15 protein-coding genes are annotated in these 17,571 nt (G+C 39.7%); 7 read left to right on the top strand and 8 right to left on the bottom strand.

Annotation, left to right across the window (positions count from 1 at the left end; all coding sequences use genetic code 11):
- The first annotated feature begins 254 nt into the window (after positions 1-254).
- Complete coding sequence (locus METVE_RS0101040) at positions 255-2,213, top strand: dynamin family protein (protein WP_020166590.1); 1,959 nt, start codon at positions 255-257, stop codon at positions 2,211-2,213.
- Between the two features lie 159 nt (positions 2,214-2,372).
- On the opposite strand, the gene rpoH is transcribed toward METVE_RS0101040, so the two are convergent.
- The 3 genes from rpoH to METVE_RS12775 form a co-directional block, all read right to left on the bottom strand.
- Entirely contained in the window at positions 2,373-3,227 is an 855-nt protein-coding gene (gene rpoH, locus METVE_RS0101035) for an RNA polymerase sigma factor RpoH (protein WP_026361955.1), read from the bottom strand.
- 162 nt (positions 3,228-3,389) lie between these two features.
- A complete protein-coding gene (locus METVE_RS0101030; protein WP_232415349.1) occupies positions 3,390-3,911 on the bottom strand; it encodes a cytochrome b in 522 nt (173 codons plus the stop codon).
- A 56-nt stretch (positions 3,912-3,967) separates the two neighbouring features.
- The gene (locus METVE_RS12775; RefSeq protein WP_198290298.1) at positions 3,968-4,378 is read right to left on the bottom strand and encodes a hypothetical protein; all 411 of its coding nucleotides are present in this window, start codon (positions 4,376-4,378) and stop codon (positions 3,968-3,970) included.
- A gap of 232 nt (positions 4,379-4,610) precedes the next feature.
- Here METVE_RS12775 and METVE_RS0101020 point away from each other — a divergent pair, with 232 nt between their 5' ends.
- Positions 4,611-5,597 (top strand): helix-turn-helix domain-containing protein, encoded by a 987-nt coding sequence (locus METVE_RS0101020; protein WP_020166586.1) that lies wholly within the window; start codon positions 4,611-4,613, stop codon positions 5,595-5,597.
- Positions 5,598-5,877: 280 nt separating this feature from the next.
- Here the strand turns inward: METVE_RS0101020 and METVE_RS0101015 are convergent, their stop codons facing one another.
- Both METVE_RS0101015 and METVE_RS0101010 read right to left on the bottom strand, forming a co-directional pair.
- On the bottom strand, positions 5,878-6,198 hold the full coding sequence (locus METVE_RS0101015) for a hypothetical protein (protein ID WP_020166585.1): 321 nt from the start codon (positions 6,196-6,198) through the stop codon (positions 5,878-5,880).
- Between the two features lie 238 nt (positions 6,199-6,436).
- Entirely contained in the window at positions 6,437-7,231 is a 795-nt protein-coding gene (locus METVE_RS0101010) for an IclR family transcriptional regulator (RefSeq protein ID WP_020166584.1), read from the bottom strand.
- Positions 7,232-7,609: 378 nt separating this feature from the next.
- Between METVE_RS0101010 and METVE_RS0101005 the strand changes: the two genes are divergently transcribed.
- A complete protein-coding gene (locus METVE_RS0101005; RefSeq protein ID WP_232415348.1) occupies positions 7,610-9,115 on the top strand; it encodes a sodium:solute symporter family protein in 1,506 nt (501 codons plus the stop codon).
- Positions 9,105-9,758, top strand: coding sequence for a pyridoxamine 5'-phosphate oxidase family protein (locus METVE_RS0101000; protein WP_232415347.1), 654 nt, complete (start codon positions 9,105-9,107; stop codon positions 9,756-9,758). Before METVE_RS0101005 ends, METVE_RS0101000 begins: the two co-directional genes overlap by 11 nt.
- Positions 9,759-10,151: 393 nt before the next feature.
- Here METVE_RS0101000 and METVE_RS0100995 read toward each other — a convergent pair whose 3' ends face one another.
- On the bottom strand, positions 10,152-10,334 hold the full coding sequence (locus METVE_RS0100995; RefSeq protein WP_020166581.1) for a hypothetical protein: 183 nt from the start codon (positions 10,332-10,334) through the stop codon (positions 10,152-10,154).
- Between the two features lie 301 nt (positions 10,335-10,635).
- Here METVE_RS0100995 and METVE_RS0100990 point away from each other — a divergent pair, with 301 nt between their 5' ends.
- Entirely contained in the window at positions 10,636-12,366 is a 1,731-nt protein-coding gene (locus METVE_RS0100990; protein ID WP_020166580.1) for an ABC transporter permease, read from the top strand.
- A gap of 12 nt (positions 12,367-12,378) precedes the next feature.
- Positions 12,379-13,698 (top strand): ABC transporter ATP-binding protein, encoded by a 1,320-nt coding sequence (locus METVE_RS0100985; protein WP_020166579.1) that lies wholly within the window; start codon positions 12,379-12,381, stop codon positions 13,696-13,698.
- Positions 13,699-13,989: 291 nt separating this feature from the next.
- Here METVE_RS0100985 and METVE_RS0100980 read toward each other — a convergent pair whose 3' ends face one another.
- The gene (locus tag METVE_RS0100980; protein ID WP_020166578.1) at positions 13,990-15,375 is read right to left on the bottom strand and encodes an SAM-dependent methyltransferase; all 1,386 of its coding nucleotides are present in this window, start codon (positions 15,373-15,375) and stop codon (positions 13,990-13,992) included.
- Positions 15,376-15,575: 200 nt separating this feature from the next.
- Positions 15,576-16,076: a DNA-deoxyinosine glycosylase gene (locus tag METVE_RS0100975; protein ID WP_332309912.1), complete on the bottom strand. Its 501-nt coding sequence runs from the start codon at positions 16,074-16,076 to the stop codon at positions 15,576-15,578.
- Between the two features lie 233 nt (positions 16,077-16,309).
- Between METVE_RS0100975 and METVE_RS0100965 the strand changes: the two genes are divergently transcribed.
- Positions 16,310-17,569, top strand: coding sequence for an OmpP1/FadL family transporter (locus tag METVE_RS0100965; RefSeq protein WP_020166575.1), 1,260 nt, complete (start codon positions 16,310-16,312; stop codon positions 17,567-17,569).
- The last annotated feature ends 2 nt before the right edge of the window (positions 17,570-17,571 follow it).

The following is a 17,571-nucleotide window of genomic DNA, read 5'->3' as shown; positions in this document are numbered from 1 at the left end:
TGATAACAGAACATGCATCACGCCCAATAGATTAGCGGTTTTAACCACAAATAATCTGGTTAATTAACCGCTTGTCGTTAAATATTAACCTTTCATCAGAAACCAAATCAATTACACGCGATAATGGTGCTGATTTATTTAAATGTAATCAACGATGTGATACAGTACTTTCGAGCGATAAAGTAGCAAAGTTCGGTAAAAAGTTTAGGTATAACAGAAGAATAAATCCTAAAAACATTTTGTTAGGGGCAATAATGGCAGAAAATAAATTAGCGCATCAATTTGCGGCATATTCAGAATGGCGAAAAGCGCTAGTTGATAGCATTTGTGATTATCGTAGCTGGCTGAATGAGCAAGAGTTGAATGATGCACAAATTGATCAACGCATTACTAATTTATTAGAGCGCTTACGTGAAGATAAGCTGAACGTTGCTTTTGTAGCTGAGTTTTCTCGCGGTAAATCTGAGTTAATTAACGCAATTTTCTTTGCAGATTACGGTCAACGTTTATTACCATCTAGCGCTGGCCGTACCACGATGTGCCCCACTGAATTGTTGTACGATGCCAGCAAACCCACCTCTATCGCTATGTTGCCGATTGAAACACGCTCGTCAGATGCAACTACCACGGAATATAAGCGCTATCCAGATGAGTGGAAAGTGGTTGAGTTTAATGTCGATAATAACGACAGCATGATTGCTGCATTTAAAGAAGTTAGCAGTACTAAGCGCGTGACCGCTGAAGAAGCCGAAAAATTTGGCCTATATGATCCAAACAGCAGTGACGATGCCATGAGTTTAAACAAAGATGGCAGCATTGATATTCCTTGCTGGCGTTATGCCATGATCAATTTCCCGCATCCTTTGCTTGAGCAAGGTTTGGTGATTTTAGATACGCCAGGCTTAAATGCGATTGGTACAGAGCCTGAGTTAACACTTAATATGTTGCCAAATGCACATGCAGTGTTATTTATTTTAGCGGCTGATACAGGTGTGACGAAATCTGAAATTGACGTATGGCGCCAATATATTAGCGGCACACGCTGGAAACAAAAAGGTCGTCTAGCTGTATTGAATAAGATTGATGGCTTGTGGGATGAGCTTAAGAACGAAAAAGAGATTGAAAAAGAGATTAACAAGCAAATTAAAACCAGCGCTGAATTACTCGGCTTAGAAAATAATCAAATTTTCCCGACATCGGCACAAAAAGGTTTGCTGGCTAAAATTAATGGCGATGAGGAATTGTTAATACAAAGTCGTTTGCCAGAGCTTGAAAAAGCGTTGTCTGATGAATTGATCCCATCCAAAAAAGAAATTGTTCGCGATAATACCAAGAACGAGATTGAAGATTTAATCGCTAATTCAAATATGATTTTAGAATCGCGTGTTGCGGGCGTGGTTGAGCAACTGGATGAGTTGCGTGGTTTGCGTGGCAAAAATGAAGACGTTGTCGAACACATGATGAACAAAGTCAAAGTGGACAAAGAAAACTTTGAAAAGGGTTTACAACGCTTTCAAGCATTGCGCAGCGTGTTTTCACAGCAAACCAATAAACTATTCACTTTGTTGGGCATGGAAGCACTGAAAGTGCAGGTTCACACCACGCGTGAAACTATGATTAAAGCCAGTTTTACCAAAACAATTCGTGAGGCGATGGATAACTTTTTCTTAGATCTTAAAGGTCGCCTAGTTTCATCGGATGCGCAGATTGATGAGATTAAGAAAATGATGGATGTGATGTACGATAAGTTTTCAAAAGAGCATGGTTTGCGTAAATCGGAACCGCCAGCATTCTCAACTCTGCGTTATCAAAAAGAGCTGGCAAAATTAGAGCGCGCATACAAAGAGCAGTTTAATACCGCTTTTAATATGATTGCCAATGAGAAAATGACCTTAACCACTAAATTTTTTGAAACGCTGGCAAGTCGCGTAATTCATGTGTATGAAGTAGCGAATCGTGATGTGGAAAATTGGTTAAAAGCGGTGATTGCGCCGATGGAATCACAAGTGCGTGAGCATCAATTGCAATTGCGTCGTCGTTTAGAAAGTATTAAACGGATTTATAAAGCGACGGATACACTGGAGGATCGCATTTTGGAATTAGAAAATATCGAAAAAAGTATTCGTGCGCAAATGACCGATTTAAAAGTGTTGCGTCAACATATGGGCAATGCGCTGGCTTTTGAAAATGAACCAGAGGCAAAAGTAGCTTAGATATCTAAACTTGCTTATTCTAAGACTCATTATTTTTTACTAAATATTTGTTTAGGTAAAAAATATAAAGTTAAAAATTAAGCTAATAAAGTTGTTAAGTAAATAAAAAGCCGACATTTAGTCGGCTTTTTTATTGCAGGCATTAAAAAGTTAACTCAATTAAGCAGCTAACATCGCGCCTTTAATCTTTTGCATTGCTTTCTGTTCAATCTGGCGAATACGCTCTGCAGAAACACCAAACTCAGCAGCTAAATCGTGCAAAGTGAGCGTTGCACTTTCCGTTAACCAACGTGCTTCTAGTACGCGGCGGCTACGCTCATCCAAGCTCATTAACGCTTTACTTAAGCTGGCGGATTGCAACTGTTCAGCTTGTTTGTTCGCCAAGAATTCTGATGGCTCAGGGCCTTCATCTTCTAAATAAGCAATCGGGCTAAAGTTTTCGTCGCCATCATCATCCATGTGTGCGTCTAATGAAATCTCTTGCCCATTCAGGCGATATTCCATTTCCATCACTTCTTCTGGCTTCACATTTAATTCTAGTGCAATACGATTCACTTCATCTGTATGCAGGCTACCAAAACCTTTTTTCATGCTACGCAAATTAAAGAATAATTTACGTTGTGCTTTGGTGGTCGCTGTTTTAACCAAGCGCCAGTTACGTACAATATACTCATTCATTTCTGCTTTAATCCAATGCATCGCAAAAGAAACTAAGCGCACACCACGGTCTGGATCAAAGCGTTTAACCGCTTTCATCAGGCCGATATTGCCTTCTTGAATAAGGTCTGATTGTGGCAAACCATAACCTAAATAACCACGCGCAATACTAGCAACCAAACGCAGATGCGAAACAATCAATGTTTGCGCTGCGTCTAAGTCGTTATTATTTTTGAGCTTAGTGGCCAAATCATATTCTTCCTCTGCGCTCAATAGCGGGAAGGCTTTAATCGCACGCATGTACTGATCAAAGCTATCAAGAGATGAAATTGACGGTATTGTTAAAGCGTTTATGATAAAACTCCTTTAATCATTAAGTAATTACTGAAATAACATTTTAGCACTCTGGTTATGAGAGTGCTAGTAACGAAAAGTTTCAATGTGTTAAAAAATGTTTTGCGACATTAATTCGCAATAAAGAGCTAAAAAACTGGGCCAGCGGAAGACATGTCAGTTTATTTAGTCATCTGTTAACCCGAATATTTGGTGATAGATAGCTGCGCCGATATGTATTGCCAGCAAAGGGTAAATCATGATTGAAATAAAGAAATGAATATTCAACGCAAAATTATTAAGCAATGTGTGTTTTTCAATAAAAGGGTTTAACTCAAATAAATTAAATAGTTGAAGAGGCTTTCCTATCGTGATTAGCATCACGAAGCCAGCAACACACTGTGCGATTAAAACGATATAAATACATCTATGCAGAGAAATGGCGGTTAATTTTTGCCAACTTTTAATACTGTACGATTTAATGGGGTTGTGATTAACGTTACGCCAAGTTAAACGTGCCAATATAACTAAAAAGAAAACTAGCCCAAGCGACGAATGCAAAGTAGTCAGTTTTAATTTTTCTGGACTTGCTAACATCGCTTCAAATTGGCTTGCCACAACAATGAGCGCAAGCAATAACATGACACTTGTCCAATGTAATATTCTTGCAATTAAGCCGTACTGGGTTTTCGTGTTTTTAATATTCATATTATTTATCATAGTCCGCAATAACCCACATGTTTGAGGTCTAATTGGTTAACGTTTTATTTAAGTGAATATCTAAGTACTTTGATTGCTGCCAGACCAAAGCCAATGGTTGTCAATGTTATGGTGGTGAAAATAAAAATGCTGATTAGTGGTGAAGTTGAATTAGGAAATACTGAATTCAGTATGAATGCCGTAGGGTTACCAATTGATCCAATTGCCATAGGCCAGATGGCATATTTAGGCAATGTGATTTTGGAGGCATAAAAGCCCAGCAATAGCATTGTCATCATCAAAAAGTCTAAGTGAGCTGATAAAAGCTTGTCTGTATTTTCAAATATATTCAGGAAGAAAGGAAGTTTCATTCCTTTTGTGAAAACCAGACACCACGCTAGTACCAGTGCTATTAATAGGCTAATACATGCAACCCTAAGTAAAATTACATTACCCGCGTGTTTATCTTCAATCATTTTCACTCCCTTAAGTTTTTTTATTTATGACTGTGAATATCTTTCACTATAGTTTTGGCAATTAATCAGTCATAACATAGCGTAAAGGAGAGTTTCATTAATTTCCTGCCTATGGCGGCACAGAAACTTGACTGAAACGGAAGTTTTGCCAAATTGAGTCGATATTATTTAGATGTGTAGGATATTGGGATAATATATTGCTGTAACGTAAAAGCTCATAAGGTAAATTTCAATGGAAGCCAAGCTGAATAAACTACCAAAAGTAATTTTATCTACAGCTAGCGTAGATAAAATTAACAGGCGCGAATGGTTACAAGACATTATTAGTCGTGAATATACAAAGGTGGAAGTTATTCCACATGCGAATGTCAATGTGTTTAATGAAATGTCTCTCTATAACCTAGATAAGCTGCGTTTGTCAGTGATACGATCAAATGCACTCACGATTCATCGCAAAAAGCACGAGCCTTATCATGACAGTCAAGATAATTACCTTGGTGTCGTTCTTCTTTCTGGAGGGTATCGCTTAGAACAGGACGGGCGCGAAGTTTTTCTGAACTCTGGCGACATGACGATTTATGATGCCACTCGTCCTCACCAAATCAGCAGCTCTCGAAGTTTCTCAAAAATCCTCATTACCATTCCAAGAGCCATGATGCGTGCGAGGCTTCCGGGAGTGGAGCACTGTACTGCACTACGTATTCCTGGCAATTTAGGCATAGGCGCAATTACAGCCAGCTTTATTCAGAGTATTGTGCGAGAAACAGAGAATATGAGTGATTGGGGTATTTCTGCATTATCTGAACAATCCCTTGATTTGTTTACGTTATCACTTGCATCCTTAAATTCCCAAAGCTACTCCTTATCACGTAGTCGCTCAGCTGCTCTCCATAGTATTAAAGATTTTGTTGAAAGACACTTGTCAGACCCAATACTTGATACGGCAATGGTCGTAGCAGGGACTGGATTTTCTGCCCGATATATAAACGATCTTTTGAATGACTATAATACATCACTGATGCGCTATATCTTACAGCGTCGTCTAGAGAGGTGTAGTAAAGATTTGTTACACTTATTACATACAAACCACAATATTTCGGAGATTGCTCTAAACTGGGGCTTCAATGATCTTTCACATTTCAGTCGTACATTTAAGCAAAAATACGGCTGCACCCCAAATCAGTATAGGCATGATTACTCAGCTTTATCGCAACGATAATCTATGCGTATTTAATTGAGATGACTAAGCTAGTAACAATAGGGGGTAAAGATAGATGAATGTCTGCTTTAGGCCGCTTATTGTCTTTTATTGAAACGGTAAAACTCGGCTCAGAGCAGTCAGTCAACATTTGAGTTAAGGCGTTAATGCCGGCCTGCTGGCAGTTATCAACTCGAACGAAGGGTTGGGTATCGTCACGCACAGTCACCCTTCACCGAAAAAATTGCATTCCGAGTTTTAAAATCAATGTACATAACATATGTTTATTAGGAGATCGGTTCTAATTTTGGCTCCCAACCGGAACTCCGTACATCTCAACAATGCGCTCGTCTTGCTCCTTCTGCGAAAACGATTCCCACTCAATGCCATTGACATCGGTCACGCTTGTAAATCCTTGAGTTGCATCGTCTTCAAAGCCAAGGTGTCGAAGCTGACCTGCGCGCTCTGGAATTTGATTGATAGAGAAATTCAACAAGTCTGTTCTCCACATTGCATATTTCCCTTCAACTATTGCGATTGGTGTTTGGTTCAAGCGCTCGGTATAGTCGGCAATCGATTCCTTAAGATCTTGAACGGCAATCGCGATGTGAAAGCGTTTCATAGTGAAATTCCTTAAATTTTTAGGCTCTGAAATTCGAGTGGCGATTGCAAACTGTCATAACAGTAATTATAGAGATGGAGCATTAATTCAAATAATTTTAAATGAAGATGCTTTGAAGTGGGGAATTTAGCATAATTGAATGCCGCTTAGGATTGCTAAAAGTCAGTTGTTAAATGGTCACAGCTCGGTAAGCTAACTGGCTGTAAGCAAATGTGATTAGTTCTGCCCAAAGCTGGCATTAAAACTCAAACATTAACGCTTGAATTTTTTCAGCAGACTTTTTCATTTCTAGGATGCAATTTTGTCTTTGTTCTTCAGTTAGCCATCCAGTTAAAAAGGTTGTACCAATACTTGCTATTGGGTAGCCTGATGAATCTGCTATGGCCACTCCAATACCACTTGTTGTCCTATCAAGCACGATATTGTCATAAGTGCCGAAACCATTATTTAAAGCATCTTCTATGGTCTGCCTAAATCCAGTTTCATCAAATCCTTCAATCCTATGGTATCTGGCTAAGTTAGCTTCAATAATTTTATAAACTTCGTCAGCAGGCATGCGAGCCATCATGCCCATACAACTTTGCGTCATTCCAAATGGACCGCGCAAACCCACGTCGCCTCTACCAATTTGAATTGGTGATTTGCTTTCATATTTCCCTATACACACCATGTCCAGACCAGTTCTGATTGTCAAGTAAACCACCTGATTTAATTTCTCTGCCAGTAGACTTAATTCAGTTTCTGCAACACGCTCTAATGGGTTGCGTGCAATCGCAGAAGATCCTAAAGCAGCAAGGTCAAGACCTAAGTTAAATCGATGAGTGCGTACATCTTTTACGACCCAGCCAAGATCCATAAGTGCATCAAGGGTTCTCACGACCGTGGTACGTGGTAAAGACTCTCTTGATATAAGCTCAGTCAATAGACTTCCCTTTCTAGATCCTCTTGCAATAGAGCTCAGAATCACAGCTGCTCGTGGAAGACTACCGACTTTATGCTCAGATGATTTACTTTTAGGTTGAGATTGATTCATTATTGCTTTCTATTTAAATAAATGACCGTTTATCGGTCATTTATTTAATACCTTAAATTGACTATATTTATTCATTTTAATATTATATTTAAGCATTGTGCAGGTGATTATTAAAAATAAATGACCGAATAGTAGATATAAAATTATAAGAGGAAATGTAATGCCGAATATCTCTCATTATCATATTGTCAGAGCTTGGTTTCTGATTAACTTGTTTGTTTGTCTATATCCACCTTTGTACTGGGCTGTAGGTAAGAGTCAGGATTTTGTACTGGGATTGCCAGCATCATTTATATATTTTATGTCTATAAGCATCTCCGTTACATTAAGTATTCTGTATGCCTATTGGGAAGAGTCCAATAGTGAGGAGTTGCAATAATGCTCATCACATTCGGAATAATGCTGGTATTTTTTGCAGGTTTAATCGTTATCCTGCAACGCATAAAGGTTGACGATAAATCTTTCACAAATTACGCGGTGGGCGATAGGTCTTTCGGGGCTCGCTATCAAGCAATGTCGTTTCTTAACACTTGGTATCCAGGCGCAATGTTTACTGCATTTGGTGGCATGGCAGCGGCAAGTGGCATCATCTCTTTTTATGTGCTGACGTATAGCTTACTGACAGTGATATTGATGTATTTAATGGCAAAACCAGTATGGACGTGGGGTAAAGTATTTGACCTAAAAACGCAGCCAGACCTTTTTGCCTTAAGGTATAACTCCACACACATCAGAACGATTACTGCGATTATTGGCATCATTTCCGGTATCCCTTGGTTAGTTTTGGGTATGCAGGCACTTGGGGAAATGTTTCGCTACATCTCACTGGGAAATATGACCTTTACACAAGCGTTAGTTTTCGGCGTGGTTGTGATAGCCATTAGACAGATATGGACAGTGCGCATTGGGATGAAAGGCGTTGTGATATCTGACTTCTATCAAGGTATCGTGGCTTATATATTGGGCACCGTAATGCTAATAGGGCTAATCATTTGGCTTGTCATGGTCAAAGATATTTCATTTGCCAGCCTTGCACCTGCCAAACTTTCAATCCCTGGTCCAGACTCTAAAGAAGGCTCTTTATATCTTTTTAGTTTGGTTTTAACAGGCGCATTGGGTGGCTGGTGCTGGCCTTATATTTTTGTAAGACTTTTCACTTCCAATGGCGTTAAAAGTCTCAAAAAATCTGCTGCTTTGGCTGTGCCTTTATCTCTTATCTTCTGTGCATCACTGTTGATTTTTGGCATGCTTTCAGGCGCATTACCCTCAGTAAATCAAAGCCCAAACGATGTCTGGTTCATCGTTTCTCAAGAGGCCGGAGGGCTAGTTTTATTGGGTCTTGCTGGTGTGATTCTCTTGGCCGCCACAATGGGGCATATAGATGGCAATATTCAGGCGACTGGTTCGCAAATTGCAAATGACCTGATTGGCAATTATTTCAAATTAAATACAAAGCAACTGATCATTTTCTCTAAAGTTGGCATGTTGCTGCTGACAATACTGGCATCTTGGTTATCGTGTTTAGAGCTTCCATCTTTATTTACATTAGGCGTGCTTGCCTATCAAGGCATCATTCAACTTGCTGTGCCGCAGTTTCTGGGTATCTTTTGGAAGCGGGGTAATAAGTATGGTGCAATTGCCAGTATGTCGATTGGTTTTATCGTTGCCGTTATTTTAGAGCTTATTTATCACGGAAACTTGCCATGGGCTTATGGGTTAACATCAGGCGCGGTCGCGCTGGGAGTGAATGTATTTATATATGTCACGCTAGCCTACCTGATTCCGCAGGATACTAAAGAGAAGCAGCGGGTCGATGAGTTGTTTGCAATGGTTTCAGAAATAAAGCCAAGCCAATATGAGGCTGGACTTCATTATGAAAAATAGCAAACTTTACTTATCTGAGCATCGCGTCATACAGGATAAGTTTGGGACTAGAGCACTTGCGGATAAACAAGAAGAGTTAATCGTCCATGAAGTTTTTACCAAGGAAGATGCTGAATTTATTTTAACAAGGGATATGTTCTTTTTATCTACATTAAACTCAAGGGGAGAACCCACAGTTTCATATAAAGGCGGACCTGTGGGTTTTGTAAAGGTAATAGATAATGAGCTTATTTTTCCTAACTATGACGGGAATGGGATGTTTCTTTCCGTCGGTAATTTATTAAAAAATGAGAACGTTGGATTGTTGTTCATCGACTTTGAAACACCTCGCAGATTACGAGTTCAAGGGATTGCAAAGATTGATGAACAGCCGGATTTACAAATATTCCCAAAAGCGGAATTTTTAATTCGGATAAATCCAACAGAAATTTGGGTTAACTGCCCAAGATATATACATAGATATAAGAAAGTATCGCAATCTCCTTACACACCAAACACAAATAAGACTTCACGACTAGCTCAGTGGAAAAGATTAGACTCGGTCTACGAAAGCCTACTTCCAGATGATAAAGTGGCCGTTGAAGAAAGTGGTCAAATAACCCAAGATCAATACAATTTAATGATCAGTAACAATGAGGCATGAGATTCATTATTACCAAGCCATCAAACCCTTGAGTGATTGTCTGCTTCGGGCCGAATTATGTTGTTCAACTAATCCTATATATCGACATAAAATATTTAATCAGCTCATATGTTTTCTCTCCACAAAATCTGTGGATAACTCTGTGATTGTCAGTGGATAGAGTAGTTAAGATACTGATTTGAAAAAATTTTATTAAAACAGTATAAATAGTAATCAATAAATTTTATTAAATAGACAAAATTATCATGTTTATATTTCACATAGAGGCAGAAGTATATTCTTACAGTAACTGACGATTAGCGGCACAAAGCAGCCGATCAATATTCATGTCATCTCACTTCTCTTTAGCTCATTGAGTCCCTATAGGTATCGCTTCATATCCATTCTTCAGTCCTAAGTGTTGCGTATTATCTGAATACCTTCTTCTCCTATTCTCAGCGCATCATCGATTGTATAAACCGAATAGTGCCCAGTAATTAAAGTATGTGGATGCTTCGCTGCTGAACCAAGCACAAAATTAACTGCTCCATGCGCTTGCAGGGTTAATGGCGCAGGGTTTGAGTCAAAGATAACCATTTTATTTGACAGATTCTCACCCGAAACACTAATACTGTCTTCGTCTATTGTTATCCAGAGCACATCATGAGTATTTGGCAGCAGGTGGTAAGGTTTCTTTTTAGGTGATGGTAATTTAAACTATCAAACAGAGAATGCTATCGAAGCCTTTTATCATCTTAAATTAAGTAAATTGGTTTGGCTGTCAGCAGATTATCAGCGTACAACATCCAGGATATAGCGATGATTGAGGACCTGTTAACTTTGCCAGACTACGTTTGGATACACCATGCTAATGAATATGTCTAAAATAAAATGAGCCATGAGCAAAGGTAAACAGTTTTTCCCTAGGCAGGTATTAGAGGCTGGCGGCAAGCGTTGGGACTGGATTTTGCTGCCAATGGTATTAGCATTTCTTGTTCTACTGGCTTATGGGGCTCAACAAATGAGTCGCCCATTCCAGCTAGGTGAAGCATTGCCTTTATCATTAGACCCAGTGAATCTACCTTATTACCTGCTACGCACCACGCTAAGGATGTTTATTGCATTAGCTGCTTCCATGGTGTTTAGTTGCATCTTTGCAGCATTGACGGTTAAATATAAAATTGCTGAAAAAGTCCTAGTACCTCTTTTGGATATTCTTCAGTCGATACCTGTGCTGGGTTTTTTGTCGATTACTGTCACAATGTTTATTGCCATGTTTCCTGGTAGCTTACTGGGCGTGGAATGTGCTGCTATCTTCGCCATTTTTACATCACAGGCTTGGAATATGGCCTTTAGCGCCTATCAAAGCTTTCGAACAGTTCCAGCGGAATTAGCGGAAGCAGCAAAAGTATTTCAGCTATCCGGATGGCAACGTTTTTGGCGATTAGATTTGCCTTTTTCCATGCCCAGCTTGTTATGGAATATGATGATGTCAATGTCAGGCGGCTGGTTCTTCGTAGTAGCATCTGAGGCAATCTCTGTATCAAATCAGAACATTAAATTACCCGGTATAGGTTCTTATATTGCGCTGGCAATTGAACAACAAAATTTACATGCCATTGGCTGGGCGATTGGAGCTATGCTAATTGGTATATTACTCTACGATCAGCTTTTCTTTAGACCATTAATTGCTTGGGCAGACAAGTTTCGTTTTGAAGAATCTAGCAGCGCCACGGCTCAAGACTCTTGGCTGTTAACTTGGTTACATAGAACGAGCTGGGTAGAAATCATTTTAAAAAAATTAGGTGGATTGCTTCAAATAACCTTCCTCCTATTCAAAAAAACATACGATGGCACCTCGATTCGCGCTAGATCTAGCAAACAATCGTCAGTGAGTGAACGGATATGGGACGCAATAATAGCTGCAGGCACTTTTTATGCACTTTGGCTGCTCATTCACTTTATCCATACTGAGGTTGGCTGGAGCGAAGCCGGGCACGTATTCATTCTAGGTCTTTATACATTGACTCGTGTTGTTATCCTGATTGTGCTTGCTGCTGCAATCTGGATTCCAATTGGTATTTGGGTCGGAATGCGACCGAACATATCTTCAAAAGTGCAGGCTATTGCCCAATTCATGGCTGCTTTCCCAGCTAACTTGATGTTCCCTGGTGCCGTAGTGCTGGTTGTACATTTCAAGCTTAATCCTGATATTTGGCTCTCACCCCTAATGATACTCGGCACTCAATGGTATCTTTTATTCAATGTCATTGCTGGCGCTACGACCATACCCACTGAGCTTCGCTATGCTGCACAAAACCTAGGCTTAAGTGGTTGGCTAAAATGGCGAAGATATTTATTACCAGCCATTTTCCCAAGTTTTGTTACAGGCGCCATTACTGCAACTGGTGGATCTTGGAACGCCAGTATTGTGGCTGAGTACGTTACTTGGGGTCATACCACTTTAAAAGCACATGGCATTGGTAGTTATATTGCCGAAATGACTGCTATCGGAGATTTTCCACGCATTGCTTTGGGAATTGGCATCATGTGTATTTTTGTCATGGGATTTAACCATTTCATCTGGCGCAGACTTTATCGTATGGCCGAAAATCGATTGCACTTCTAAGGACTTAGTATTATGAGTACAACCATTATTGAACTTAACTCAGTAGATAAATCTTTTCATTCTGCTGACGGCTCGACACGCTTGGTCTTGCAAGGGGTGGACTTTACGCTGAATGAAGGAGAGATTGTCGCGCTACTCGGCCAATCTGGGTCAGGAAAATCTACTATGTTGCGCATTATGGCGGGCTTAATCCCAGCGGATATAGGTCAAGTGCTATATAAAGGACTGCCTATCTATGGCGCTGCTCGCGGCATTAGCATGGTATTTCAATCATTTGCTCTATTCCCATGGCTTACTGTACAAAAAAATGTTGAGCTTGGTTTAGAAGCACAAGGCGTACCGATGAAAGAAAGGGTACGACGTGCCCAGGCTGCGATTGAAATGATAGGCTTATCTGGTTTTGAAGGTGCACTTCCACGTGAGTTATCTGGAGGTATGCGTCAAAGAGTCGGTATAGCTCGCGCATTAGTATTAGAACCTGAAGTATTGCTAATGGATGAAGCATTCTCAGCATTGGATGTATTAACAGGTGAGCGTTTACGTGAGGATATTTTAGCTCTTTGGAATAATAAAAAGATACCTACAAAATCAATCCTAATAGTCTCTCATAATATTGAGGAGGCTGTGATGATGGCTGACCGAGTACTTATTTTTGCTAGCGATCCCGGACGCGTTCGAGCTGAGTTGCCAATTACACTGGCACATCCTAGAGCGGTTGAAAGCCAAGAAGTACGTTCTCTAATCGATAACGTCTATGCGCTAATGACTGCTGGTTCTTCTCGTGCCGGCCGTGTGACTGAAGTAGAAATAAAATTGCAATTAGGTGATCGATTGCCAGAAGCAGATATTCATCGTATGGAAGGAGTGCTTGAGCTACTTACTGAGGAGCCTTTTAATGGTCGTGCCGACTTACCACAGCTCGCAGAAGATACAGAACTCACAGATAAGGAGCTGCTAGAGGTTTCACGAGCCTTAACGCTCTTAGGCTTTGTACATCTGGTTCAAGGCGACATTGTAATTACTCAGCTTGGTATTGATTATGTTCATTCAATTAAGTCAGAACGTCAAAAGACTTTCTACAAACAGGTTTTGGAAAACGTTCCACTTATCGCCTATATCAGACATGGCTTAGAACAAGATTCATCTGGTGATCTTCCTGAAGATCTATTTCTTAAATTATTGCGTTTCACACTTAACCAAGCTGAAGCGGAGCGCGCATTGAGTATTGCAATTGAATGGGGACGTTATGGTGATGTGTTTGAATACAATTTTAATACTGGTGTGATCCATTTACCAAAAGATGAAAACCAGAACTATAAAATACTCAATTAACACTCTGAAAGTATCAATAATCAATTAAATCTTAAATTACATTTATGGCCGCTATGAGCCGAAAGCTGGAAATCAGCTAACTTAAAATATGGAGTTTTAAACTATTTAATTTTAGTTAGGAAACTACAAGCTTTGTAGATAAGCGCTTGTGTCAACAACTACGAATTAAAGTGCTTTATTTAATAAATCACTATCACAACTACCATAAGAATAGTTACAAGGAGTTTCCCAGCCTCCTTCATTTACAAGCCCCTAAGGGCGCTTGGATTTAATAATGCTGCTTCAGATATTTTAAATATAAATATGTCTGCGAGTTAAAGGTAAGCAGGATTGACCAGACTCGCGCTTATTGGCCAATATTTGATAGATACCGATTTCGCCTGATTCAAACTCCAACGCACATGCAGCCATATATAGCCGCCAAACTCTGTAGGTAGATTCAGTCACATATTGAAGTGCTTCTTGGTGATGATTTTCTAAACGAGAAACCCATTGTCTTAGCGTTAAAGCATAATGTGGACGTAATGATTCCACATCATCGATTTCAAATTTCGCTCTTTCCATCGTGCGTTGGATGTTGCTCACAGTGTCTAATTGACCATCAGGAAAAATATAACGATTAATAAACTCTGTCGATAAGGTCTTTTCCCAACCTTCTACATCATGCGTAATGCCGTGGTTCAAGAATAGTCCAGAAGGTTTTAATAGTTGATAAACAGTTGAAAAATATAAGGGTAAATTTTTTAAGCCAACATGTTCGAACATTCCCACACTAACAATCTTGTCATAAGCACCGGTGCCTTTAATATCACGGTAATCGCATAAACTCACCGTAACTTGGTTTTCTAATCCAGCTTGTTTGACGCGTGTGGTTGCCAATTCGAATTGCTTTTGACTCAGTGTGATGCCGTGCGCTTTAACACCATAATGTTGCGCTGCATAAATAATTAATGCACCCCATCCGCAACCAATATCAAGCAACAGCTCACCTGGTTTTAATAGTAACTTACGACAGATATGTTCAAGTTTTGCTTGTTGGGCTTGCTCTAAAGTAGCATCGTAATGCTCAAAGTAGGCACAAGAATACACCATTGCATCATCCAGCCATAGTGCATAAAAGTCATTCGAAACATCATAATGAAACTGTATTGCCTGACGATTTTCTATTTTATTATGTATTTTGATTTTATGGTCATAGGTGAGCGTGTTGCTCGAATCCAGTGCGTCGATATGCGCGGGCAAACGTAGCGCACTTATCATTGTTTTTAATTGCTTCCATAGTGGCATTTTGATCGCATGTAACTGGTCTTTTAAAAGTACAGCGGCGAAAAAATCCCCTTCAATATCAATGTCTCCGTGAAAATATGCATCTGCTAATCGGAGTGGATCTCTACCAAGCACCATATTTCGTACAATATTTGGGTTAAGACAAACCAGTGTAAATGAAGCTTTTGGACTTTCTTCGGCAATTCTGCCTAACTTTACTTCGATACCATTCCATAATCGCATTGTAAGATTGCCATCATATTGACTGAATAACTCCCTTAATAAGTTGATGACTGCTTGAATTTTTGTATTCTGAGTAAATAGGACGTTTTCAATAGGCGAATCATGATTCGCTACTTCGGTTTTAGTCGAGTTGCTGATCATGCGTTTATTGTTAGATTTGTTTTCCATTACGAACTCCAAGAACCGTGCGCAAATGTACATCTCTGATTAATAATACCTGTGTTCTGAAACTATTGCAGATTCCAGCAAAGTTTCGCACAGAGCAATCTGCCAATTAAATCCATATTTTCGTTTCATTCTAATTTAATCATCTAGGAATAAAAAGCGCAGCCTATTTCTGACTATCAATTAGTTATACGATTGCTCAATTAATCTACCAACAAACTTTTCCTCCATGCCGCGATTTTTTGTTCTAAAGCTTGTGTATGAGCAGGGCTGGATGATGGAAGGCGACTATAGTTAAACTCTCTTAAGCCCATTTTAGGTAAAATAAATTGATTAAAACTCTTTTCAGCTTCTGATCCGTTAAAAGCGATTAACTTGATGTGCGGGTGTTGTTCGAAAAACAACTCGAAGTCATTGCAAATGCGCGACCCGCTGATGATGGCACTATCCAAGCTGCCTGATCGTTCGCAGCTTTGCAAGACATCCCAAACTGCTATCCCAGATACCTTTAAATTCTGCACTCTAATGTTGTATTCAGACTCTGCGTTAAAACCGTAAATGTCAGCCACAATGCGCCAAAAACTATTACGCGGATGCGCATAATATTGATTGGCTTTAAGTGAAGCTAACCCAGGCATGCTGCCTAAAATCAGTACTTGGGCTGATTTATTTGATATCGGTGAAAAGCTAGTGACAATGCTCATTTTTCTTTTTACTTGGTTTAATCAGATTGTATTAGATAGTAGAGAAAGCTTCGTTATATTGAAAGTTAAAGTCGTCAATCAGAAAATTTTAAGAAATGTTAAGGAGGGAGTTAATCATTAACAAATATCCAATCTAAATAGCTAATTAGAATATAAATATAATTTAATAGTATTTATTGGTATATGCATAATTTTGGTAAATTACATTTAACTTTTTAAATGTGAGTATCAATATGACCAGCTCTGCCAAGCTTCTTCCTTTATTGCTCATTATATTTTCAGCAGAATCATTTGCTACCGATGGTTATTTTTCGCATGGTTATGGTGTTAAGTCACAGGGGATAGGCGGCGTGGGGATTGCTTTTCCTCAAGATGCTTTAGCTGCAGCGACCAATCCTGCCGGACTTGGACTTGTCGGAGACAGGGTGGATTTTGGTTTAACTTGGTTCAAACCAGAGAGAGAAGCCGAAATTTCAGGTAACGCTTTTCCGGGCGTGGATGGCACGTATAGCGCGAATGATACCAAGCACTTTTTTATTCCTGAATTTGGTTATAACCGCCAAGTTAACCCTAACTTAACGCTAGGGGTTAGTGTGTACGGTAACGGCGGCATGAATTCAGATTACAAAGATGGCATCCCGTTATTTGGCAGCCAAGGAAGCGCTGGAGTTGATCTCATTCAAGTATTTGCAGCACCAACAGCAACTTGGAAAGTGACGCCATCACAGACAATCGGTGTTTCGGTTAATTTAGCCTACCAACGCTTTGAAGTCAAAGGGCTACAGGGTTTTAGTGGGTTTAGTACTTCTCCGAATGACTTAACCAATCGTGGACACGATAATTCTTATGGCGCAGGTTTGCATGTTGGCTGGATTGGCGAAATAACCGATACCGTTACGTTAGGCGCAACTTATCAAAGTCGCACTTATATGACCAAATTCGATAAATACAAAGGGCTATTTGCTGAACAAGGGGATTTTGATATTCCTTCCACTTATGGTGTAGGTATTGCCGTTAAAGCGACGCCTAAATTAACGATTGCAGCGGATTATCAACGCATTAATTACAATGAAGTGGATGCGGTGGGCAATGCATCATTGCAGAATTTGCCGAATGGCTTGGGTTCAGATAATGGCGCAGGTTTTGGCTGGAAAGATGCTAACATTTATAAGTTAGGATTCAGCTATGCTTATAGCGACGACTTAACGCTTAGAGCAGGCTTAAATCATGTTGATCAGCCAATTGGAAAAGGTGATACTTTACTCAATACCTTAGCCCCAGCGGTGGTGAAAGATCATCTTTCACTAGGTGCAACTTGGGTCTTAGCGAACAAAAGTGAGTTGTCATTTGTGTACACACACGCATTTGAGAATACAGTGAATGGCTCAAACTCTATCCCGCCAGGTTTTCCACCTAGCGGTTTGGGTGGCGGAGAAGCTGATTTAAAAATGTATCAAAACTCGCTAGGGATTGCTTATGGATGGAAACTCTAAGT

The organism is Methylotenera versatilis 79 (genome assembly GCF_000384375.1).
Lineage (GTDB): Bacteria > Pseudomonadota > Gammaproteobacteria > Burkholderiales > Methylophilaceae > Methylotenera_A > Methylotenera_A versatilis_B.
The sequence above is the reverse complement of the archived record's forward strand: the minus strand, read 5'-3'. Positions and strand labels throughout refer to the sequence as shown.